Source organism: Bacillus sp. FSL R10-2780 (assembly GCF_038006125.1).
Taxonomy (GTDB): domain Bacteria; phylum Bacillota; class Bacilli; order Bacillales; family Bacillaceae_G; genus Bacillus_A; species Bacillus_A cereus_U.
In genome coordinates this window covers 1,038,443-1,062,253 of record NZ_JBBOUQ010000001.1, presented here as the reverse complement: position 1 = coordinate 1,062,253, position 23,811 = coordinate 1,038,443, and the positions used below count along the sequence as shown (strand labels likewise).

Genomic DNA, 23,811 nt, shown 5'->3' with positions numbered 1-23,811 from the left:
CCAGCTTTTTTCCTCATTATTAATTTCTCACTTTAAACAAACTAATACTTTCTTCATATGCAGCTTGTAGTTTTTTCGTAATAGGTCCTCTTTCGCCGCTTCCAAACTTCTCATCACCAATTTGAACAACAGGGAATATTTCAAGTGGTGTCGCTGTAAAGAAACATTCATCAGCCTCGTATACTTCTTGCAATGAGAATTCACGCTCTTCTACTTCAATATGTAAAACTTTTGCTAATGTAATAACGTAGTGGCGAGTAATACCGTGTAGAATGAAATTATCGGCCGGATGTGTAACTAATTTATTATTTTTCACCATAAAGAAATTCGAATGACACCCTTCTGTTACAACTCCATCTCGTACTAATATCGCTTCTTGATACCCTTGCTCGTTTATTTTATTTTTAATCATGATATTAGGTAGAAGGTTTAAAGATTTTATATGGCAGAACTTCCAGCGTATATCCTCTTCTACAGTAACCTTTATTCCTTGTTCCATAGTAGCGGTAGGCCTTAGAAACGAAACAATATTCGCAAAATATGTTGGCTGTAAATCTTTTTCATACACATGATTTCGAGCTTGAGCTCCACGTGATATTTGAAGATACACATTCCCATCCTCTTGAAATTGATTTCTTTCAATCATTTGATGAAGTTCTTCAACTAACTCTTCCTTTGTAAACCGCGGAACAATATTTATTTCCCTCATAGATTTAAAAAAGCGTTCCAAATGTAAGTCTAATAAATGAGGCTTCCCATCGTATAGCCTAAATACTTCATATATACCATCACCAAATTGGAGTCCTCGCTCTTCTAACGCAACCATTGGCTGTTCTTCTTTCGTATTGATAAGTCTTCCGTTAAACAAAATCCAATCTTTATGAGTAGCTTTCATTCCTTCCCACTCCTTTATTCCATGATTGGTTTTATTGTACAACTTATCCACACTTAAAAGAAGGAATTTTCTGTATTTAATTCAACAAAAAAGTACATCACCTATTTAAAGTGATGCACTCAACCATTCATTTATTTCAAAAAATATTTTTCAATATCATCTAGCATTAAGTTTGCAGCTTTAATACCGCCTGCTGTATTCCAAATTACTTCATCCACTTGAAATACTTTATTGTCTTTAGAAGCCTGTAGCTGCTTAAAGAGTGGGTCTTCTGTCCATTCTTTTGCTAACGTGGTTCCTTCGTTATTCTTATCTGTATCTTTATCAGATGTGAAGTAAAATAAGTAATCCCCATCCATATTCGGAATTTGCTCTTTTGTAATTCCTTTTATCGCAAATTCATCTTTATCTTGTAGTGGTGGTCGCTTAAATCCAATATCATTTAAAACAGCACCTGAGAATGAGTTTTTCTGATAAATCCGAACATCACCTGGTACGAAGCGAATAATAGAAACTTTAGAATTCAATTTATCTCCTAACTTCTCTTGTATTCCTTTAATACGTTTTTTATAATCTTCAAGAGCCTTTTGCCCTTCTTTTTCTTTATTTACAGCTTTTGTATAGAGCGTAAAGTTTTCCTTCCAATCCCCGCGCAACGTTTCAGCATATACAGTTGGCGCTATTTCGTTCAATTGCTCATATATTTTTTCATGACGCATTTTATTCCCGATAATTAAATCCGGCTTAAGCTTCATAACTGCCTCTAAATTAATATCACGCTCAGTTCCTACAACTTTCGTATCTTTTAACTCTTTCGCTAAATGAGGATACCATTCATCACCAGCACGTGGTTTTGTAGTTCCAACTGGCGTTACTCCGACAGCTAAAAGTGCCTCCGCACCTTCATTTGTTAAAACAACAACTTTTTTCGGTGTCCCATTTACTGTCGTTTCGCCCATTGCATGCTTGATACTATATGAATCTTTTGCCTTTACCGATGTATCGTTTTCTTTCTTCTCTTCTTTACCACACCCTGCGATTATGACCATTAGTAACATAATACAAAGTATAAGCATATTTTTAGTTCGTGTCATACGTCCTCCTAGTTGAAAGTGATTATCAATAACATTTAAAAGAGTAATGTATATCTTACATATTGTCAATACATATATCAGAAAACTTTTTAAATATATATAATTTAGACACTCTTCCCCATTCGAAATACATATATATCCGTCTTTAACCCTCATTTTTTCATTCGAAACATTTGAAAAATCAATGACCATAAGAAAGTAATTATTATTCCAGTCAACAAATAACATAAGTAATACAAAAACATGTCTCCATCTCAGCAATAAGATGGAGACATGTTCAATTATACTTTTCAATATTGATTATATTTAATATATGACGGATCATTATACGCCCACTGATTTCCACCAAGGTTCAACCAACCGTTTTGATTAATAAATACTAAATAAGATTCTGGTTTATTTAATTGACGAATAACTGAAGAAGATGTTGATGGACCACTTCTTAAATTCACATTCGTTCCTTGAATATATGCGACACCAATTGCGCTTCCATCACTATTGCTCGTCTTTACAAAATTAATGTACGAAGGGTCATTATACACCCATTGTCCATTTCCTAAGTCTAACCATCCGTTACTTTCCTGATATACGACATACGATTCTGGGGAGTTTAGTTGACGAATAACCGAAGAAGACGTTGATGGACCACTTCTTAAATTCACATTTTTCCCAAGGATATAAGCAATCCCCTTCGTTTGTGGTGTTGGCTGAGGATTTGGAGGTTGTGGATTTGGAGGATTCGGATTTGGAGCTACTCCAAAAATAGCTGCTATTCCGTTTGCATATGCTTGACTTAAATCTTCAATAAATTGTGGGTTTTTCAATAAATTAGCATCAAACGTTGTATCAATAAAAGCAGTCTCAGTTAAAATTGCATCCATTGCAGTCTCTCTTAGTACCGCATAATTTGCTTTTTTTGCTCCTCGATCACGAAGGCCGTATTTTGTTAATACAGGATTGACTGCTGCATGCATTTTTTGTTGCTTTTCATATGCGGAACTACTATTAGATAGCGCGTTGTAAATATAACTTTCAAATCCAGTGCCACCGCCACTATTAATGTGAAATGAGATAAAATAATCTGCACCAAATGAATTAGCAATATTAGCACGTTCTGATAAAGAGATAAACACATCACTATCACGTGTCATTTTAATATTGATTGGATAATTTGCAGATAAAATATCTCGTACACGTCTAGCAATTTGAAGCGTTAACTCTTTTTCCACTAACCCATTACCAACAGCACCCGAATCATATCCACCATGCCCTGCGTCTATAACAAGTTTCATATATCTTTTTCGTTCCTTTCTTTATTGTAATAAGCTTTCATTTCTACTCGTCCTATTTTATGTTAATTGTACAAGTTTCGTTACAAGTACAAATAAAAAAACCCCTTATGTAAGGGGGGTTCTATCACTTTTTTTTAACCAATTTAAAATGAATATGTATGATTGATAGTGGATGTAGCGTACGCAAAATAAAAGAAATAAAAGAAATATTCCAACGCCGCTATATAGCAAACCAAACTTCAAAAAGATGTTCAAAAGAGGCGGGAAATGAGATGCGTTTTGTAATACAAATAACATGCAAAACAAAATTACAAACACAGGTATATATTGTAATTCATATGGTCTTCTCTTCTTATACATTCTTTTTCGAATGAAAATCTGGCATAATTCTGCTACAATAAAGCAACTTCCAACTAATGCAAGACCAGCAGTCATTGTCATACGTTCACCTACCCCATATTCATTTCATCAAGCAATCAATATTCACTATATTTTCTTTACATATATTCCATTTTCCTCAATAAAACCAGATCCCTCTATGAAAGATTTAGCTTGTTCCGTAAATACCTCATGCAATACTTTTATTTCTTTCACATTTCTCTGTTTCATCATTTCTTCAAATGTAAAATACGTATTTGTCCCGTATCCATAACCTTGATAATCAAAATGAATAATTAACTGTGACAAAATAGCACTCTCTTCTTGAACGCTATAATCTATTACACCAATATATGTATCATCAACTTTTACACAATACTGAACCTTTTTCTCATCTAAGCTGTGTGAGTGAAACATTTCTTTTACAGCGCTTTCATTTTCTATATTTACTTTCTCAAACGTAATCATATGTTGTCCATCCTTTTACTATTATTGTATCAATAATAAATGCAATTTATGAAAAAAACCTTAAGATCGAATGCGACCTTAAGGTTTTTTATTAAACTAAGCTATACGCACGCTTTGTTTCTTCGTGGAACTTATTCGTATCGTATTTATGCTCAACATAAATTTGATGCCATACCATAAACGCAAGTACAGTCCAAATTTTACGGCTATAATCGCCTTTATCTGCACAATGTGCTTCCAGTAAGTTTAATACATACTGTTTTTCGATTAAATGCTCAGTTTTGCTTTCTTTAATAATATTTACAGCCCAATCGTGCATTTCATCTTTTAACCAGTGACGAATTGGTACTGGGAATCCAAGCTTTTTACGATCTAACACGTGATCCGGAACAATTCCACGGGCAGCTTCACGTAATATAGCTTTCGTTGTTCCGTTTGCAATTTTAAATTCTGTCGGAATTTTAGATGCAACGTCAAATACTTCTTTATCTAAGAACGGTACACGAAGTTCTAATGAATTTGCCATCGTCATTTTATCAGCTTTTAATAAAATATCGCCGCGTAACCATGTGAACATATCAATGTACTGCATTTTACTTACATCATCATAATCTTTAATTTCGTTATACAATGGTTTCGTGATATCCATATAGTTAACACTTTCATCGTAATACTTCATTAATTCAGCTTTCTCTTCTTCACGGAAGATTTTCGCATTTCCATAGTAACGCTCTTCGATTGGCGTACATCCACGCTCTAAGAAGCTTTTTCCTTTAAACCCTTCTTTAAGAGCACCACTTAATGCCTTTAAAACACTCTTTCCTGGGCTAGGAATGTAAGAGAACATTTTTAAAGAGTTTGGCTCACGATAAATGTTATATCCACCAAATAGCTCATCTGCACCTTCACCAGAAAGAACAACCGTTACATGTTTACGCGCTTCTTTCGCAACAAAATACAATGGTACAGCTGCTGGATCCGCTAAAGGATCATCCATATGCCAAATAATTTTTGGGAACTCATCCATAAATTCTTGCGCTGTAATGAATACGTTATGGTTTTTAACTCCTAATTTCTCAGCAGTTTCTTTCGCAACATCAACTTCACTGAAACCGCGTTGTTCGAAACCAATAGAGAATGTTAATAGATTTGGATTCATTTCTCTTGCGATAGAAGCAATAATAGATGAATCGATACCACCAGATAAGAAAGAACCTACTGGTACATCACTACGCATATGTACTTTTACAGAATCGTATAATACATCACGAATTGCTTGGATATGCTCCTCTTTCGTTGCGCTTGAAGCGTTGAAATAAGGATTCCAGTAGCGATGGATTTCCATCTCTTTACCGATTTCTTTTACGAAGTAATGACCAGGCTCAATTTTGTTAACATCAATTGTTAATGTTTCTGGCTCTGGACCATATTGGTACGTAAAGTAGTGTTGTAGTGACTTTGGGTTTACCCCTTTGTCTTCCATTACATGCATAATACTTTTCTTCTCAGATGCGAAGAATGTAGTATCACCTTGTTGTGCGATGTATAAAGGCTTAATACCGAAGTGGTCACGTGCACCGAAAAGTTTCTTTTCTTCACGATCCCAAATCATAAATGCGAACATACCACGAAGGTAGTCTACACATTTTTCTTTCATATGTGCATACAATGCAATAATAACTTCTGTATCAGATTGTGTAGCAAAAGTTGCACCTTTTTCAAGTAACATTTCACGTAGTTCTACATAATTGTAAATTTCACCATTAAAAATAATTACATATCGATCATTTTCATAAGTTAGCGGCTGATGTCCTGCCTCTAAGTCAATGATACTTAAACGGCGGAAGCCAAATTGTACATGTTCATCACGAAAATATCCTTCGTCATCTGGACCGCGGTGGAAAATCATCGTGTTCATATTTTCAAATTGATGTTTTTCTGTTTCTGAAAACTCTCTAGGGTTTTCACATAAACATCCTACAAAACCACACATACTTCTTACCCTCTTTCAGTTTTCATTCTGTCTCTATACTACTATATCAACCCTATTTATACTAGCATAATCAACTGAATATGGCGACCAAAAACTATAAAAAACTCACTCCATTTCACATTTTTAACAATTTTTTATGAAAACATGAAAACTAGGCACTCACCTTTCTCCGCTTTTGTCATATGATATTGCAAATTGATTTCTAGGAGGTAATACCATGAGTGAAGAAAAAAAAGATTCTTCTCGCCCACCGGTTCGTAATTACTTAAAACAAATTGATGATTTTTTCGAACAAACACCTCTTCGTGGCGTAATTGCTGATTTAAATCATTTTTTCCAAAAAGGAAACCGTTTATTAACATTCCCAGTAGATTTATACGAAGTTGGTGACGAACTCGTCGTTACAGCCGAACTACCAGGTATACAAAAAGAACAAATTCAAATTGAAATACAAAGCGAATACTTAAAAGTCTCTGTAAAAGAAGATATACTTGAAGAGACAGAAGAAGAATCTTCTCACAATTATTATCGCCGAGAACGTTCCATTTCAGAAGCGTCAAGAATTATTAAGTTACCATATTTAATTAATAAAAAAACAGCGAAAGCTTCTTATCAAAACGGTGTGTTAGAAATTCGCGCACCGAAACTACCACAACAGCATGACATATTATCCATAGACTAAAAGACAAAAAAGAAGGGTGCTAAGCACCCTTCTTTTTAATCAGCTAATCGCTTCATATCACGTATAATATCTTCGTATGGTGTATTACTAATACCACTATATTTTTTCATTACTTTTCCATTTTGATCGACTAAGAAAAATGATGTTCCGTGAATAACTTGCCCATTCTCTGGTTTATCTACAAGCGATTGGAAGTTATCTTTTGAAAACTTTGTAATATCCTCTAGTGAATAACCTGTTAACAAGTTCCAGTTACTTGTATCTTCTGTAAACTTTTGAATGAAAGCTTTCAAATTTTCTGGTTTATCAAGGTCAGGATCTACACTAAACGAAACAAACTGAACATCCAATTTCTCTTCCTTAGCCATTTTTTGTAATTTAGCCATATTAGCAGTCATTGGCGGACAAACCGTTTGACAGTTTGTAAACATGAAATCAGCTACCCAGACTTTCCCTTTTAAATCTTTTGTACCAAACGGCTTTCCTTCTTGATTTGTAAATTGGAAAGTTTCTAAATCCCAGTTTAACGGTTTACGTAATTTTGACCCTGAGCTGCTACAACCGGCAAGTACAAAGAGACAAAATACAACCATAAGACCAATTAATTTTTGATAACGCTTCATTATTAAACCTCTTTTCTCTATCCTTAATTTATGTAAGTTATGTATATCATAACAAAAGTAAATACTATGAGAAAATTGTTTACTTCATTTGTTCACGAAATCGTACGAATTTACGTATGTTACTTCTTTATTTCAAGCTAATTACTAGACAAAATATATTTTACTACTATTATTTCTCTAACCATTATTTGCGAAACAAAGTTCATTGTTAAATTTGTAAATAAATCTCCCTATTTTTTTACAATTACTTAAACATTAATCCATGTTAAACACTGTATTCCTTAACAACATTTCGGTACAATACAACTACAACGATTTTAAATGAGGTGATGTTCATGGCAAAGCGCTATGAAAATATGGATAATATAAGTACAAAAAAATCAATTCGCTCCTTCTTACGCTGGCGTAAAGAGAGAAAGCAAAACAAAAAAGACTTTTCTTTCCTAGTAGAACAATCACCTGTTAAACAAAGTAAATTTCTGCTAAATAACTTTGAAAAAACGACTGTCACATGGATTGGTCATTCAACTTTTCTCATTCAAACGAACGGCTTAAATATTTTAACAGATCCAGTATGGGCTAATAAATTAAAGTTAGTTCCACGACTTACTGAGCCTGGGCTCACTATAAAAGAACTACCTAAAATCGATATCGTTCTTATTTCACACGGTCATTACGATCATGTAGACTTTTCATCTCTTCGTCAACTAAACGATGATACTTTATACCTAGTTCCTATTGGGCTAAAAAAATTATTTACTCGTAAAAAATTCACCAATGTAGCAGAATACAATTGGTGGGAAAGTACAACAATTGATGAAGTCTCTTTTCACTTCGTACCTGCCCAGCACTGGACGAGAAGAACATTATTTGATATGAATACCTCTCACTGGGGAGGATGGATCATTGATAATATGACTTCTTCAGAAACCATTTATTTTTGTGGTGATAGTGGTTATTTCCAAGGATTTAAAGAAATCGGCAAACGTTTTTCAATCGATATTGCACTTATGCCAATTGGTGCCTATGAACCAGAATGGTTTATGAAAGTGTCTCACGTTTCACCAGAAGAAGCTGTGCAAGCCTATCTAGATATAAAAGCTACACATTTCATTCCCATGCACTACGGTACTTTTGCTTTAGCAGATGAAACACCAAGGGAAGCAGTAACACGACTACGAAATAACTGGAATTTACGAATGCTACCGTGGGAACAACTACATGTTCTCTTTTTAGGCCAAACTTTCACTTATAGCCCTATTGTCTCAGATAAAGAACCCGTAAAAATTACAGAAACCTCTCCTGTATAATAGAACTAATTTTTCCGAGTAATTTATCATATACTTTAAAAAATCGAAAAGGGTGTTTTCCATGAAAGATTATTTACAGACTCGCTATGTCATTAGCGGAAGCGCCTGTATTGCCCTTCTCATTTCTTACTTCATATACACATAAAAAAGCTACTTGAAAATTCATTTCAAGTAGCTTTTTTATTACTCTGCTAAATACATAAAACCAATTGCTCCTGGTCCTGTATGAGTACTGATAACTGGTGTTGTATAGAAAATCTCTGATTGAGTGAATCCATTCACTTTTTCAACAGCAGCTTTTACACTTTCTGCTAAAGGAATTGCTTTAGCATGTGGAATCGCAACAGCCTTCACCACTTTTCCAGCAGTATCTTCCTCGAATATTTTAGCCAATGTTTTTACAATCTGCCCTTGGCTACGTACTTTCGTTACCGGATTATATACGCCGCCCTCTAAACTTGCGATTGGTTTAATATTAAGTAAAGAACCAATAAGTGCTTTACCTTTACCAATGCGCCCACCTTTTACTAAGTTTTCTAATGTATCTACGATTACGTATAAACGAGTATTTTTTCTCACTTCATCAATACGTTTTAAAATAGCTTCTAATGAACTTCCTTCTCTTGCCATTTTAGCAGCCTCAATTACTTGATATGCTAATGCATGGCTAATGAATTGAGAGTCAACAACTGTTACTTTCGTATCTGTCATTGATGCAGCACTATTTGCTGTTGCAACTGTGCCACTCATTCCACCTGTCATATGAATGGAAAGTACTTCACTTCCATCTTCCCCTAACTTTTCATACATTTCTACAAATGTACCCATAGCTGGTTGTGATGTTTTTGGTAATTCTCCTGATTTCGCCATTTCTTCAATAAATTCATCTGGTTGTAAATCAACGCGATCTAAGTATGTTTGTCCATTTACAGAAATAGATAATGGTAAAACATGAATATCATACTTCTCAATCACTTCTTGAGTTAAATCTGCCGTTGAATCTGTTACAATTTTAATTTTTTGCATATTATATTCTTCCCTTTCGAATACGCTCTCCCTGTTATTATACTAGCATTCCTGATGCTTTCAACAATTTCGAATAAATTTCACCAAATTAATTATATTTTTATACCTAAAATAAAAAAGACAGAGCCTACCTAACTCTGTCCCTGCTGTGTATTATGCATTCTTTTCAAGAGTATTTGTTTTATATACATTTGAATAATCATTCCACTTCAAACAACTTTGTAAATATTCACGGAAAGAGTACGAGACTCTTGGGTTTTTATGTTTTTGAATTTTTGCAATAAACAATTGAAGACGAGACTGAATTAGAAACGCTAATGGATGCTGTGTTTGTAGGACAGGGATTTCAAATATTTTAATACAATTCCCTGTTGCATGAGTGAAATAAAAACTTTTCGTAATCACAATATCAATCCTCTTTTTCGTTGGATTTTTGAACTTCCTCCACTTTATTCTTTAACACGTTTTTTAGTGTAGGTTTCCTATGAATACTAAAATATCCTTAAACTGCCCCCGTTTAGAAGTTAATACTTCATTTATATCCACCTAATTCGAACCCTGTCCTATATATACTTTGAGACGGGAGTCTTATTACCCATATATAGCTTGATAACTTCAGTATAACCTTATAAAAATGAAAAGTTTGTCTAAATTTTGGAGATTCTATAATTTTTTTCTTCTATATATTGTATACAATTATGGCTAGAGTATAACAAATAAATTAAAAAGTGCCTTTATAACGAGGCACTTTTCGACTGTGTTTCTTCTTCTCTTTTCTGTTTTCGTTTACTAACTATCTTTGATAAAGCGATACTAATTTCATAAATACAAATAAGCGGTACCGCTACTAAACTATGTGATAAAAAATCTGGCGGCGATATACACGATGCAATTATAATCAACACGACATAAGCATATCTTCTTATTTTCTGCAGAAATTCTGCCGTTAGAAGACCTATACTCGTTAAAAACATAACAACTACAGGTAATTCAAATATAACAGCAAACGGAACTGTTAAATTTAATACGAAATGAAAATATTTTTCCGTTGTAAACATTGTATTAAACATCTCATTACCAATTGTAGTTAGGAAATGAAATAAAAATGGCATGACGATAAAATAACCGAAAGATAGGCCTGCTATAAATAATATAGACAATACCGGTATATACATTAATGTCATTTTTTGTTCATTGGGATGTAAACCTGGTTTTACAAATAACCAAATTTGTATCGCAGCAAAAGGAATTGTACAAACGATAGCAAATACTGTAGCAATCAAGAAAAAAATCCACAACACATCACTTGGACCGAGAACAGTTAATTTCATTGGTAAATCTTTTACAAGCCAAAAATAAATATCCTTCGTAAAAGTAAATCCAATAATTAAAAATAATACAAAGGATAATACTGTATATATTACTCGTTTGCGAAGCTCAACAATATGTTCTACTACGCTCATTTCCCGATCTTCCATCTCGTTCACCACACTTTATTTATCCATTCCTAGAAAAACTTCATCAGATTCTTTTATTTATTTTTTTCTTTCTCTTGAAATGCCTCATCAGTCAATTCTTTTGTTGATTTTTTAAATTCTTTTAACGTTTCCCCTAAAGCTTTCCCAATTTCCGGTAACTTTTTTGGGCCGAATAAAATTAACACTGCTACTAAAATTAAAATTAACCCTGGAAAGCCAATATTTGAAAACATTTCCCCATCCCCTTCATAAGTAGATTCTTGTCCTACTATTCCATAAGTTCATTTTGTCAAAAAATTTTGTAAACGTCAATGTATCCGTTGTCTTTTGTCAAAAAAATTCAAAAATAAAATCAATTATACAAATATCATTTTCTATTCCTTTTGTATATGATATGGTTAAGGAAAATATAACTTATCTCAATACAGTGAAAGGGATTAACATTATGACGCAAAAAATTACAAGAATGACCCAATTTGTAAAAGAAGAAATTGCGAATGCAATTACCCATGGTATCGGTGCCATTTTAAGCATCCCTGCCTTAATCATATTAATTATTCATGCTTCCAAACATGGTACAGCATCTGCTGTTGTTGGTTTTACCGTTTATGGCGTAAGCATGTTCTTGCTATACTTATTTTCTACACTGCTACATAGTATCCATCATCCAAAAGTAGAAAAGTTATTTACCATTTTAGATCACTCCGCCATATATTTATTAATTGCCGGCACGTATACACCATTTCTACTCATTACACTGCGTGGCCCGCTCGGTTGGACTTTACTCGCAATTATTTGGACCCTTGCGATTGGTGGAATTATTTTCAAAATCTTCTTTGTTCGTCGCTTTATTAAAACATCAACATTATGTTATATCATTATGGGTTGGCTCATCATCGTTGCCATTAAACCCCTTTATGAAAATTTAACCGGTCACGGCTTCTCACTACTATTAATAGGCGGCATTTTGTATTCTGTCGGAGCTATATTCTTCCTTTGGGAAAAGCTTCCGTTCAATCATGCCATTTGGCATCTCTTCGTACTAGGCGGTAGTACAATGATGTTTTTCTGCGTACTGTTTTATGTCTTACCCGCAGCATAAAAAAAGTTTCAGCTTGTTTAAGCTGAAACTTTTTTTATTACTTATGTAATTGAGATGCAATAATATCTTTTGTATGCTGGGTTAACTCTTTAGCATCCATACTTGCATATTCTTCAGGTGTAATTGGCTTAGAAATTGTTAATGTTGCATGAGCTGGTTTCATACGATTTCCATTAGCCTCAAACATCTTATATGTACCATCTAAAGTTACTGGTAATATAGATACGCCAGATTTTACAGCAAGGTGAAAACTCCCTGCTTTAAACTCACCGATTTCGCCACCCTTACTTCTCGTTCCCTCTGGAAAAATTACGATAGAATGCCCGTTCTTTAACAGTTCAATTCCATCTTTAATTGCCTTAAGAGATTGACGGCGATCGCTGCGGTCCATAAACACACAATTCATTAGTTCCATCCATGTTGGTACAACCGGAAACTTTTTAATTTCCGCTTTTGAAACGAATCCAATTGGCTTATTTAAGTAACCTAGTAAAACAGGAATATCCATATTACTTTGATGATTACTTACAACTAGCACTGGCTTGTCTTTCGGAACATTTTCAAGTCCCTTTACTTCTACAGTCGATCCAGTTACACCCACCATTTTCTTACCAAACCAGTTTGTGGTTTTATACACAACACTATCTTTTTCTTGCGGTGACATCGCATTTGCTTTTCTTTTTATACGCCACAATCTTGGTGTAATCGCAATTACGATTAAAATTAAATAAAAGATTTTAAAAAACGTTTGAATCATACAGAACCCCCACCTATTATCATTCCGACCTTCATTATACTAGACAAACGAAGGAAAAAGAAGAAAAAATGTCCAAACAACAAGTGTTTGGACATTTTGAAGTTTTCTATATTAGAAACGTTTTGCTAATTCGCGTGCATTTACAATTGCTGCTTCCTTAATGTCTTGTGCTTTTTCAGGATTTGCATTCATTCCTTCAACTGCAATATATTCAGTGTCTGATACACCCATGAATCCTAATACTGCATTTAAGTGATTGCGACCGAAGTCCATAGATGCGTATGCTCCTTCAGAGTAAACGCCGCCTGTAGCTTGAATATGAAGTGCTTTTTTGCCTTCTAGTAAGCCAACTGGACCATTTTCAGTATATTTGAATGTTTTGCCTGCAATTGATAAGTTATCTAAGTATGCTTTCACTACTGCTGGGTAGCTGAAGTTCCACATTGGAGTCACGAATACATAACGGTCTGCATGCATAAATGTTTCTAAGTTATTGTTCATTGCTGCAACTTTTTGTTGCTGATTTTCACTTAAAGTTTCGAATCCTTCGCCTGCTGCAAATTTACCCCAAGCAGCGAATACGTCTGCATCGATTGCTGGTACAGTTGTATTGAATAAATCAATTGTTACAACTTCGTCTTGTGGATGTTCGTTTTTATATGCTTCGATGAAAGCTTCCCCTACTGCCATACTGAAAGAACCTTCTGCTGAATTTGGATTTGCTGTAATAAATAGTACTTTTGTCATTGTATTATCTCCCTTTTTCAAATTTATCTTTAATTTGAGATTTATTATTTTATAGTAAATAACTTACCTTATGTAAGTATAATACAAAAAGTTTTAATGGCTGTCAATAAAAAAATAGCTGCTTTTTTTTCGTAAGTTAATAAGTTATATTATTTCAGTTGGTTTTTGTATATAAATATTAAGGTTTTAATCAAATAAAAAAACTACCTCCATATTTCATGGAGATAGTCTTCATCAATTACTACTTTTGAAAAACATGTTTCACTTTTTCAGCCGGAATATTACTTCCACCTCTACCTTTTACATCTTCAATCATCATTGTAATGACCATATCAGGTGAATTTAAATCAAACGCAGCGAACCAACCTAGTTCTTTTCCTTCTGCCTCTTTTGATACTTTTAATTCTGCTGTTCCTGTTTTACCAGCAAGGGTCATACCATCAATTTTCGCAATTTTCCCCGTACCATCTGGATCGTTAATTACTTTTGTTAAAGCCGTTTTCAATATATCTTGAGTTCCTTTAGAAATCACATTTTCTTTCCAGGCCTTTGGTTGTTTATCTGTTTTAATAAGATATGGCGACGGAATCGTTCCATCATTTACAATCGGTGCATACGTTAAAGCTAAATGAAGAGGGGTCATTAAGACTTGTCCTTGTCCATATCCTGTATCTGCCATTTGAATATCATTTTTTATGCCATCACTTGCGATTTTAGAAACCGGGAATCCGTATTCAATTGGTAATTTCTCATCAAATCCGAATTTTTTCGCCTCAGCCATAAATTTATCTTTTCCAATTTTCAAAGCTTCTTGTGCAAAGTAAATATTATCCGAGTATTTCATTGCCTTATCAAAATCAATCGGATTTGCATCTTTTACACGTGTTACGTAATAATTGCCCCAAGAAGAATCTTTCGTCCATTTCAATCCTTCAATTTTCAATTCTTCTTTCGGATCAATTGTTTTTGTTTCAAGTCCAATTGCACCTGTAATTGGCTTAAATACAGAACCCGGAACCGATAATTGTGTAAATCGATTCGTCATCGGTTTTTTCGGGTCATTATTCCAAGCTTCACGTTGAGCTTTTGATGTCCCTCTCGCAATAAGATTAGGATCGTATGCTGGACTACTTACAAGTGCAATCGTTTCCCCGCTTTTCGGATTAATTGCAGCACTAGATCCAGCCTCTCCTTTCATTTCATTATAAATTTTTTCTTGAGTAGCACTATCAATAGTTAAAGTTACATTTTCCCCATCAACAGCATCTGTTTTCGCTAAATTTTTAATTTCTTTTCCTTGTGCATCTTCCATGAAGACACGGCCACCTTTTTTCCCGCGTAGCTGTTCTTCCAATACTTGCTCTAATCCAGCCTTACCAACTGGTTCATCGGCTTGATAGCCTTTCTTTTGAAGCGTTTTTAAATCTTCAGCATTTACTTTTCCGATATAACCAGTAAGATGCGCTGCTGCTTCCCCTAACGGATATGTACGAACATTTACAGGTTTTGTTGCAACACCTGGTAAATCGATGTACGTATTTTGCGTTGCCCCCTCAGGCAAAATTCCAATTGGTACGAGATACCCTGGTTTTACCCATTTCGCAGCTAGTTTTTGATCAATCTCTTCTACAGACATATTTAACAACTTCGCTACCGTTTCTTTCGTTTGCGGAGCAGCATCCCCTAACTTTTCAGGAATCATTCCGATTTCAGAAGCTTTACCATTCGTCGCAAGACCTTTTCCATTACGATCGTAAACTTCACCACGTTTTGGTTGTGTTGTCTGCATACGCACTTTACTATCTTTTGTCATGCCAGGGAAAATGAAATCAGGAGTCCAATCTATTTTCCAAGACTCTTTATCCCCATCTTTTTCTTTCACCATTTTTGCTTCATGGCCAAAAGTGATTTTACCACCAACTGTATCCATGCTTACTTTAAAAGGAACAGGGCCTTCATCTTTTTTATCTTCTTTTACTTCCCCTGTTTCTACCTTTAAGTCTTTCACTTCAATACCAGAATAAATCTTTTCATATTTCTCAGTAAACTCTTTCTGTGAAATATCTTTTTTTGCATTTTCTGATAATTGATCATACATATCTGCAAATTTTTGTTTATTCCATGCTTTTACATATGTATCAAACGCTTCTTGTGGTTTTTCTTCTTTGCCGCATCCGACTAGCATTAATGCAAAGCAAAGAAAAAGAATCCCCCATATTTTTCTCAACCGATTCTCCTCCTTTTATTACATAGCGTACTTCTAAAGATTTATAGCATTCTATACATGCTAACTCTCATTATAGCACTATCGAATCCCCTCTATAAAGATACATTTAATAATATAAATAAAAAGATTGATGTGAATGCTCACATCAATCTTTTTTTATTGTTGCTTTTCATAAATATGATAATAGTACGTGTACGGATTTTTTTCATCCGTTAAGCCCTTCTCCACAAAAACTTCTTTCCAATCAGTCATATCTATTTCCGGGAAGAATGTATCTCCATCAAACGCATGATGAATCTTTGTTATATACAATTTCTCCACATACGGTAAGAATAAATCATAAATTTGCGCTCCTCCAAAAATAAAGATTTCTTCTTCATCTTTGCATAGCTCAAACACTTCTTCCGCAGAATGAGCAACTTCACAACCTTCAACATGATACTCTCCATTGCGAGTTACGATAATATTACGTCTTCCTGGCAGTGGTCTACCAATCGCTTCGTAGTTCTTTCTTCCCATAATAAGCGGGTGACCCATTGTCGTGTTCTTCACATACTGTAATTCACTTGGCAAATGCCAAGGCAATTTATTATCTTTACCAATTACTCTATTTTCGTCCATTGCGACCATAAATGAAATAATCATCTTTTCATCTCCTCTACAATTACACTGCAACTGGTGCTTTAATTGCTGGATGTGGATCATATCCTTCAATAGTTAAATCGTCCATTTCAAAATCAAACACAGATTTCACATCTGGATTTAATGTAAGTTTAGGGAACGGACGTGGTTCACGTGCCAACTGCTTTTCTACTTGTTCAAAATGATTTGTATAAATATGTGCATCACCAATTGTATGAACAAACTCTCCTACTTCGAGACCACATTCATGTGCAATTAAATGTGTTAAAAGTGAATAGCTTGCAATGTTAAATGGAATGCCAAGGAAAATATCACCGCTTCTTTGATATAACTGACAAGAAAGCTTTCCATCTGCTACATAAAACTGGAATAGCGTATGACAAGGCGGTAAAGCCATACTCGGTACATCTTCAGGATTCCAAGCAGAAACAATTAGGCGACGTGAATCTGGCGTTTTTTTAATCATATCAATTACATCTTTTAGCTGATCAAGCGTCTCACCAGCTGTCGTTTTCCAAGCTCGCCACTGCTTTCCGTATACATCTCCTAAATAACCATATTTATTCGAAAAATCATCATCTTCTAGAACGTTCTTTTTAAACAATTCCATTTGCTCATCGTATTGCTTCTTAAATTCCTCATCTTGTTGAGAGCGAAGACCGAAATCTGTCATATCAGGGCCATTATACTCGTCACTTTCTACCCAGCTCTTAAACGCCCATTCATTCCAAATATTATTATTATGTTGTAATAAATAACGAATATTTGTATCACCTTTCATAAACCAAAGCAGTTCACTTGCTACAAGGCGAAATGGGACTCTCTTGGTAGTTAATAAAGGGAATCCTTTACTTAGATCGAAACGCATTTGATATCCAAATACAGATACAGTACCTGTCCCTGTACGATCTTCTTTCTTCGTACCGTGCTCCATTACATGACGGCATAAATTTAAGTATTCATATTCAGCATGTTTCATATGTAGGAAAACCTTCTTTCAATCTTATATGAGATTTATCATAACATGAAAAACAGCGAATTTAATAATCCAAATTAATAAAAATTCTTTCAATATTTCTTACAAAATTATTAACTTTCAATATTAAAAAAGGTTTTCACTTTTCTATTACAGAAAGTATAGTGCGGAACATAAAAATTATATTTGGAGGTTGGAAGCATGTCTAAAATCAAAACTCCTGTTTTAAGTACGTTACAACATAAGGTTGAGAAGATGATGAGGGATTTACACGTTCCTGGCGCTGCTATAGCCGTTATAAAAGATGGTGAGGTCATTATTTCTGAAGGTTTTGGTTATCGTAGCATAGAGAAAAAAGAGGCTGTTACTCCGCAGACACGATTCGCAATCGGTTCCGCAACGAAAGCATTCGGTACACTTTCATTAAGCTTATTAGCACAGCAAAAAAAGTTTAATTGGGATACTCCTGTCCAAACTTACGTACCTAACTTCTCTTTATCTGATATGCTCGCTAACTCGCAAGTTACAGGACGAGATTTAGCTTCTCATCGTACTGGGGTAAGTCGTCACGATGCTCTTTGGTACAGTTCTTCCTTAACTCGAAAAGATATCGTAGAAAAAATAAAACATTTATCACTTGATGCACCGTTCCGCACAGCATTTCTTTATAACAACTTAATGTATGCGACAATTAGTTATATTGTGGAAAGCATTACGAATCAAACGTGGGAGCAATACGTTACAGAACATATTTTAGAACCTTTAAATATGAGGCATACAAACTTCTCTGTTACAGACTCACAACATACAGATGATTACGCATTACCTTACACTGAAGATAATGGTGAAATGAAAGAAATTCCATTCCGAAATATCGATACCGTTGGAGCAGCTGGATGTATTAACTCTACCATTGAAGATATGGCAAAATGGGTTCTACTTCATTTAAACAAAGGAAAAACAGAAAATCATGATTTGATTTCTACTGAACTACTCCAAGAAATGTATACACCGCATACTCCAATTCCAGATCAGCCAATGTTATCAACGACTGAATCACCATTAAATAGCTACGGACTCGGTTGGTTTATTAGCGCTTACCGCGGTTATAAACTGATTCATCACGGCGGTAATATTGATGGATTTTCTGCACTTGCGTCATTTATGCCCAACGAAAATATCGGTGTTATCGTGCTAACAAATTCTGGACAAACTTTACTCCCTACTTATATTACAAAACATATTTACGACGAACTTCTCGGACTAGAATATATCGACTGGCATGAACGTGCTATAGAAGATAGTGAAAAAATGAAAGAAATGATGAAAGAGGCAACTGAATCACTTCCTGAAGCAATAAATGGGACTACCCCTTCTCATACATTAGATGACTACACTGGAACTTTTGAGCACCCTGCTTATGGAACACTGAAAATATACAAACAAGATGATTCCTTACATGTACAATTCATGGATACGGAAATTAAACTACAGCACCATCATTACGACATCTTCTCAGCATCAATTAGTTTGTTCCAAATGAAAATGGGGCTTTTATTCGCTTATGATATGAATGTAAATGGTGAATTCCCGACTCTTCAATTACATGTACCTGCAACTTTAAGTACTCAGCCTCTTACATTTACGAAAATTAAATAACAAATTAAATAGAGGGAAGATTACTCTTCCCTCTATTATTTTGAAATTAGAAATCCACCTTGAAACCTATAATCCTATTATTGAATTTAATAAATGAAATGAGGATAACCCAAATACTAACTCATTTATCAAAACAGCTTAATGAACAAGCGATGCATTAATTATTATATATTCCCTCAACGGACAAGACTTTCTTATCACCGATTCAATGAATGTGGAAGAACATCATTATTATTGGTGCGTTTATTTTTCTTATCTCTCCATATGAATTTTTTCAAACACATAAACACAGTTACTGAAATAGCGACTCCAACTGTAACATCTGAAGCAAAATGAGCTCCTACCATAATACGACTCATTGGTACTAGTATCATCCATAAAAGAATGAGAATCCAAACACCTATTTTTTTTCTTTTTAGTGAAGCGAAATATTCTGGTAATAAACTAAACAAAATGACCAACGCTGCATTAGCACTATGGCCTGAAGGGAATGACATAAACTCATCACTTTTAGCAATTCCTTGAGGTATAAACCATTTTGAAAATCCTTCAAATGATCCAATAGAAATCATATGACGATAGCGTTCTCTACCCCATCCTAGTTTTATTAGATTAAATGTAATTAACACAATAACTACACTTAATAATCCAATTAATGCAATGTCTCTCAATTTTGCATCATCGTATTTACTCCATGATTTAGAAATCATATAACAAGCTACAATAAAGCAAAGCATAAAAGTTGGAATCAATATTTTTGAAATAGTTAAATAATGTACTAGCATAAATGAAGCTATGAAAGCGAACAAAAGAATGATTACTCCATAGCCAATTCCAGATAGATAATACCCTCTTGAACCTTTATTCTTTCTAGTTTTAAATAAATACATACTAGAAAATAAGGCAATAAGCATCGCTGGAATTTCTCCTATAGCTTGTAAAAAAAGAGCGATCTTATTAGTTGGTTCATATAAACTATGGGATATTTGTAAGTCTGTAAATGCAAAGATACATAGTAAAATAGCGAAGCTGGAAATTAATATCACTTTTCTACTTTTCATCATCCCTCCTACTTCCCACTATGTTTTAATATAAAATTCCCCATCTCAATTGCTAAATCTTCACTTTGAGGATAGACACCTACGTTATCTCCATAAGCGTGCCCTAAACCACGATAAAGAACTGTTTCAGTATCAACTCCTTTTTTAGTTAATTTAGCTGCATACGCTAAACATTCTATCATTAAAAAATCATGCTCTCCTACCGTAATAAATGTACTTGGATAATCTGAGGATACATCAACATATGGACTTAAATACTTAGAATGAATTTCTGTCGTACCAAGCACTTCTGACATACCTCCAACCATTGAATGCATAATATTAAGCATTTTTTCTAATCCTTTTTTATACTTAGGAGCAATTTCATATTTATCTATACTCCAAGAATAAAATTCATCTTCATAATCACACATATTAATTGTAGGATACAGAAGCAACTGTCCCTTCACGTACTTCCTACCATCTTCCATATCTTTAGTTGTACAATACTGTGTTAAGTTCCCTCCTGCACTATCACCTGCCACAAAGATATTATTCTTATCTCCGCCTAATGTATCAGCATTTTCATAAATCCACTTTAAAGTAGTGTAGCAATCTGTATGCCCAGTTGGAAAAGGATTTTCCGGAGCTAATCGATAATCCACAGAAACGGCTAGTATATCTGTTTTTTCTACTATCAATTTCACAAGTTCTTCTACTACATCTGGTGATCCTGCCATGAATCCACCACCGTGAATAAAGTATAAAACTGGCGCATTCTCCTGTTTAGAAACACTGTTATAAATTCTTATCGGAATATCATATCCATCTTCCGCTTTCACTGTTTTATGTGTAATATTAATGTCTTTAGTGACAATTGGAACACTTTTAATTCCATTAAATTGTTTTCGCATATTCCTTACCGATTTTTCAGAAGCGTCCATTTTCATCATATTTTTAGGCATAAACCTCATGATATTCATTTGAACCTTCATATCCTTATAAAGACGTGGATCCATCGCTCCTTTTTCATCACAATCTGGTATGTTTTTTACTAAGACTTTTGCCCCCTGTACATTGATGTTTTCTTGTTTTTCTTGAATTTTTTCTAATAGATTTAAGTCATATTTTCTAGTCATCTAGTATTCATCCTCCCTTTTTTAAATGCTTTCATTTCTTCGGATTAGATAAATCTCTATTGAATCTCACTTCATTTACTATTACTAAATAAAAAAACGTTCCATGTACAAAATGTAACATGGAACGTTTTTTTATTGTTGTTTATATTTGATGCAATTATAGGCATTTTTTGATATGATATTTTTTCTATACTGTAATGGTGTATATCCATATTTCTCTTTAAACTGTGAAATAAATGATTTTACATTTGGAAATCCGTGTTTTACTGCTATATCTTGTATAGAATTTGTACTTCTAATAATATCTTCATAAGCTTTATAGAGCCTATATCTCGTTAAAAAAGTGGTAAAATTTGATCCGAACGATTTTTTGAACATACGTGAAAAATGTTCTTCACTTACAAAAAAATGTTTAGCCACATCTTTCAGTTTAAGTTCTTCATCATAATGTTTATAAATATATGTAATCATTTCTTTCTGTTTATTTCCAAGTTGATAATTATTGTCTATACTCTCTCCATCTTTGCAATATCGCAATAGAATATAAACAATTTCATAAATTAGACTATTAATTTTTATGTAACTTAAATCATCAGAATTTGCGACTAACTCCTTTAATTCATAAAATATTTGCTGGAGGTTAGTTTTCTGAACAACTGATTCTTTTATATTAAATCTATATTTATCAAAATCTCCATTTACCTCTTTAAGAAATTCATAAGAAATAATTAACATCATTACTGCACAACTTGTATTTTCAACTTTTTCGAATTCATGAACATCGCCACTATTTACAAAAATAAATTCGCCAGCGGATACTTTCTTTTTTTGCCCATTCACATACAAGAAAACTTCTCCATATACGACTAGGCTAATTTCAATACTTCTATGCCAGTGAGGAGGAATATAATAGTGAAAACCAGTAGGTAGCATTGTATCCTCTATATATTCAACCATTCCTGGAATTCTATCGCGTAATTTTATTTCTTCATATTTGCCTTGCCTGATTTTCAATAGTCCACCCCCTTTTTATATTATAAAGTAGACGTCAAGGTTTTCATTCCTTCATAAAAAAACTACATATATAGTATGTAAAGAGATTATCTCATGAGTTATTTACAAATAGCAGGTGTGAGATCTCCCACCTGCTATCCTTATTTTCTATTCATTATTTCACCATCAAACCAAATTGGCTTTGATAACTCAAAGTCTTTATGATCCTCTAAAACTATAGTAAGACGTTCTAACGTATCATCTAACATATGCGGCGCTGCTCGTAAACACCAAACAACTGAAGAGAAAACCGTCATGCCAACGTACACCGCATATAATTTCCAAAACTCCTCTGGTATTCTACCATTAAAGTATCCTTCTATTTGTCCGATTGAATACGGGATATTAATGTCCCTTGCAAATAGTGCAATTTTTACGAAATCATGAAGTGGGTCGCCCCAATCATAACCATTAAAATCAATAACACCTACATATTTCCCATCCCGCACAATTATATTTTCTAAATGAAAATCATCGTGTTGAAATCGATTTGGGCGATTTTGTACATACATTTCATTTTCATCTATAAACTTAATAATTTTATCATCATTTTTTATTTTTATTCCACATGTTTTATATGCCTCTAAATATTTTCTATGTTTTTTCATTGCTCTTTCATACCATGGGAGTATATCCTTAGGAGCTTCATGTGTATGCATTGTTGCTAAGTCTTTTCCTGCTTCTATACCAATATTATATTGTTCTCTTGGCGTATATGTTGGTAACAGATTCTTCGCATCTTCCCCTTCTAAATATGAAAAAACACTATAGCATAAACCTACTTCTTCCAACATACCGAGTTCAATCGGTCTTTGTGCTTGTACGTTTCGTTTTTGCATTTCTTTTAAAATTTGAAACTCTATTTTCTTTCTTTCATACTCTTTTATATTGCCTGCCCGTAATAAATATTTTTCATCATCAGTAGTCGTAATAATATATTTTTTATCAGGAGAGAAACCTTTAGAGATTTCTTCAATGTTTGCGGCATTTTTTACTATTTGTATACTGTTTTTCCACGTTGTAATTATCTTCATGTCTATTCTCCTTACATTTCTGTATTCGGTGTATACGCAACCTCTACAATAAAGCCATTCGGGTCATAAAAGTCTATTGTATAACCATCCGAATAATGATTCATTTCAATAGGACTACGTATAACCTTCACCTTATTACCCGCAAGAAACTTTGCAACCCAAAATTCAATATGATGAATACCTGCTCGAAGTTTAT

24 protein-coding genes and 1 pseudogene are annotated in these 23,811 nt (G+C 33.9%); 4 read left to right on the top strand and 21 right to left on the bottom strand.

Going from position 1 to position 23,811, the window contains the following annotated elements; all coding sequences use genetic code 11:
- Positions 1–19: 19 nt before the first annotated feature.
- The 6 genes from dat to asnB form a co-directional block, all read right to left on the bottom strand.
- Positions 20–895 (bottom strand): D-amino-acid transaminase, encoded by an 876-nt coding sequence (dat, locus tag NSQ47_RS05580; protein ID WP_341036305.1) that lies wholly within the window; start codon positions 893–895, stop codon positions 20–22.
- Positions 896–1,026: 131 nt separating this feature from the next.
- Positions 1,027–1,989: an ABC transporter substrate-binding protein gene (locus tag NSQ47_RS05575; RefSeq protein WP_033710377.1), complete on the bottom strand. Its 963-nt coding sequence runs from the start codon at positions 1,987–1,989 to the stop codon at positions 1,027–1,029.
- A 290-nt stretch (positions 1,990–2,279) separates the two neighbouring features.
- Positions 2,280–3,281, bottom strand: a complete 1,002-nt coding sequence (locus NSQ47_RS05570; protein ID WP_002158002.1) for an N-acetylmuramoyl-L-alanine amidase — start codon at positions 3,279–3,281, stop codon at positions 2,280–2,282.
- Between the two features lie 105 nt (positions 3,282–3,386).
- A complete protein-coding gene (locus tag NSQ47_RS05565) occupies positions 3,387–3,722 on the bottom strand; it encodes a hypothetical protein (RefSeq protein WP_002158003.1) in 336 nt (111 codons plus the stop codon).
- Between the two features lie 45 nt (positions 3,723–3,767).
- Positions 3,768–4,127 carry a GNAT family N-acetyltransferase gene (locus tag NSQ47_RS05560; protein ID WP_002158004.1) on the bottom strand — a complete coding sequence of 120 codons (360 nt, stop codon included), beginning with the start codon at positions 4,125–4,127 and terminating at the stop codon, positions 3,768–3,770.
- A 91-nt stretch (positions 4,128–4,218) separates the two neighbouring features.
- Positions 4,219–6,120, bottom strand: coding sequence for an asparagine synthase (glutamine-hydrolyzing) (gene asnB / locus NSQ47_RS05555; protein WP_002158005.1), 1,902 nt, complete (start codon positions 6,118–6,120; stop codon positions 4,219–4,221).
- A gap of 217 nt (positions 6,121–6,337) precedes the next feature.
- Here asnB and NSQ47_RS05550 point away from each other — a divergent pair, with 217 nt between their 5' ends.
- Positions 6,338–6,802: an Hsp20/alpha crystallin family protein gene (locus tag NSQ47_RS05550; RefSeq protein WP_144506186.1), complete on the top strand. Its 465-nt coding sequence runs from the start codon at positions 6,338–6,340 to the stop codon at positions 6,800–6,802.
- Between the two features lie 35 nt (positions 6,803–6,837).
- On the opposite strand, the gene NSQ47_RS05545 is transcribed toward NSQ47_RS05550, so the two are convergent.
- Complete coding sequence (locus NSQ47_RS05545; RefSeq protein ID WP_341036304.1) at positions 6,838–7,425, bottom strand: SCO family protein; 588 nt, start codon at positions 7,423–7,425, stop codon at positions 6,838–6,840.
- A 335-nt stretch (positions 7,426–7,760) separates the two neighbouring features.
- Between NSQ47_RS05545 and NSQ47_RS05540 the strand changes: the two genes are divergently transcribed.
- The gene (locus NSQ47_RS05540; protein WP_341036303.1) at positions 7,761–8,735 is read left to right on the top strand and encodes an MBL fold metallo-hydrolase; all 975 of its coding nucleotides are present in this window, start codon (positions 7,761–7,763) and stop codon (positions 8,733–8,735) included.
- 183 nt (positions 8,736–8,918) lie between these two features.
- Here the strand turns inward: NSQ47_RS05540 and NSQ47_RS05535 are convergent, their stop codons facing one another.
- From NSQ47_RS05535 to NSQ47_RS05520, 4 genes are all read right to left on the bottom strand, one after another.
- The gene (locus tag NSQ47_RS05535) at positions 8,919–9,761 is read right to left on the bottom strand and encodes a DegV family protein (protein ID WP_002202148.1); all 843 of its coding nucleotides are present in this window, start codon (positions 9,759–9,761) and stop codon (positions 8,919–8,921) included.
- A gap of 153 nt (positions 9,762–9,914) precedes the next feature.
- Positions 9,915–10,166, bottom strand: a complete 252-nt coding sequence (locus NSQ47_RS05530; protein WP_002158010.1) for a DUF2535 family protein — start codon at positions 10,164–10,166, stop codon at positions 9,915–9,917.
- 329 nt (positions 10,167–10,495) lie between these two features.
- On the bottom strand, positions 10,496–11,239 hold the full coding sequence (gene tatC / locus NSQ47_RS05525) for a twin-arginine translocase subunit TatC (RefSeq protein WP_033714706.1): 744 nt from the start codon (positions 11,237–11,239) through the stop codon (positions 10,496–10,498).
- A 53-nt stretch (positions 11,240–11,292) separates the two neighbouring features.
- Complete coding sequence (locus NSQ47_RS05520; protein ID WP_002012719.1) at positions 11,293–11,472, bottom strand: twin-arginine translocase TatA/TatE family subunit; 180 nt, start codon at positions 11,470–11,472, stop codon at positions 11,293–11,295.
- A 212-nt stretch (positions 11,473–11,684) separates the two neighbouring features.
- On the opposite strand from NSQ47_RS05520, the gene trhA reads away from it, so the two are divergent.
- A complete protein-coding gene (gene trhA / locus NSQ47_RS05515) occupies positions 11,685–12,341 on the top strand; it encodes a PAQR family membrane homeostasis protein TrhA (protein WP_002118985.1) in 657 nt (218 codons plus the stop codon).
- A 37-nt stretch (positions 12,342–12,378) separates the two neighbouring features.
- Here trhA and NSQ47_RS05510 read toward each other — a convergent pair whose 3' ends face one another.
- The 5 genes from NSQ47_RS05510 to NSQ47_RS05490 all read right to left on the bottom strand — a co-directional run bounded on the left by NSQ47_RS05510 (position 12,379) and on the right by NSQ47_RS05490 (position 17,693).
- A complete protein-coding gene (locus NSQ47_RS05510) occupies positions 12,379–13,098 on the bottom strand; it encodes a lysophospholipid acyltransferase family protein (RefSeq protein WP_002158013.1) in 720 nt (239 codons plus the stop codon).
- Between the two features lie 111 nt (positions 13,099–13,209).
- Positions 13,210–13,845 (bottom strand): FMN-dependent NADH-azoreductase, encoded by a 636-nt coding sequence (locus NSQ47_RS05505; protein ID WP_002158014.1) that lies wholly within the window; start codon positions 13,843–13,845, stop codon positions 13,210–13,212.
- 241 nt (positions 13,846–14,086) lie between these two features.
- Positions 14,087–16,072 carry a penicillin-binding protein 3 gene (pbpC, locus tag NSQ47_RS05500; RefSeq protein ID WP_340823554.1) on the bottom strand — a complete coding sequence of 662 codons (1,986 nt, stop codon included), beginning with the start codon at positions 16,070–16,072 and terminating at the stop codon, positions 14,087–14,089.
- Positions 16,073–16,228: 156 nt separating this feature from the next.
- The gene (locus tag NSQ47_RS05495) at positions 16,229–16,717 is read right to left on the bottom strand and encodes a dihydrofolate reductase (RefSeq protein WP_016104734.1); all 489 of its coding nucleotides are present in this window, start codon (positions 16,715–16,717) and stop codon (positions 16,229–16,231) included.
- Between the two features lie 19 nt (positions 16,718–16,736).
- Positions 16,737–17,693: a thymidylate synthase gene (locus tag NSQ47_RS05490; RefSeq protein WP_016104733.1), complete on the bottom strand. Its 957-nt coding sequence runs from the start codon at positions 17,691–17,693 to the stop codon at positions 16,737–16,739.
- A gap of 198 nt (positions 17,694–17,891) precedes the next feature.
- Here NSQ47_RS05490 and NSQ47_RS05485 point away from each other — a divergent pair, with 198 nt between their 5' ends.
- Positions 17,892–19,349 (top strand): serine hydrolase, encoded by a 1,458-nt coding sequence (locus NSQ47_RS05485; RefSeq protein ID WP_002158018.1) that lies wholly within the window; start codon positions 17,892–17,894, stop codon positions 19,347–19,349.
- A 197-nt stretch (positions 19,350–19,546) separates the two neighbouring features.
- Here NSQ47_RS05485 and NSQ47_RS05480 read toward each other — a convergent pair whose 3' ends face one another.
- The 5 genes and pseudogenes from NSQ47_RS05480 to NSQ47_RS05460 form a co-directional block, all read right to left on the bottom strand.
- A complete protein-coding gene (locus tag NSQ47_RS05480; RefSeq protein WP_341036300.1) occupies positions 19,547–20,410 on the bottom strand; it encodes a phosphatase PAP2 family protein in 864 nt (287 codons plus the stop codon).
- 8 nt (positions 20,411–20,418) lie between these two features.
- Positions 20,419–21,528, bottom strand: a complete 1,110-nt coding sequence (locus tag NSQ47_RS05475; RefSeq protein ID WP_215572761.1) for an alpha/beta hydrolase — start codon at positions 21,526–21,528, stop codon at positions 20,419–20,421.
- 132 nt (positions 21,529–21,660) lie between these two features.
- A complete protein-coding gene (locus tag NSQ47_RS05470; protein ID WP_002158021.1) occupies positions 21,661–22,542 on the bottom strand; it encodes an AraC family transcriptional regulator in 882 nt (293 codons plus the stop codon).
- Between the two features lie 140 nt (positions 22,543–22,682).
- Positions 22,683–23,615 (bottom strand): aminoglycoside phosphotransferase family protein, encoded by a 933-nt coding sequence (locus NSQ47_RS05465; protein WP_340823548.1) that lies wholly within the window; start codon positions 23,613–23,615, stop codon positions 22,683–22,685.
- An 11-nt stretch (positions 23,616–23,626) separates the two neighbouring features.
- Positions 23,627–23,773, bottom strand: a pseudogene (locus tag NSQ47_RS05460) (VOC family protein); the annotation flags it as partial.
- Positions 23,774–23,811: the final 38 nt, after the last annotated feature.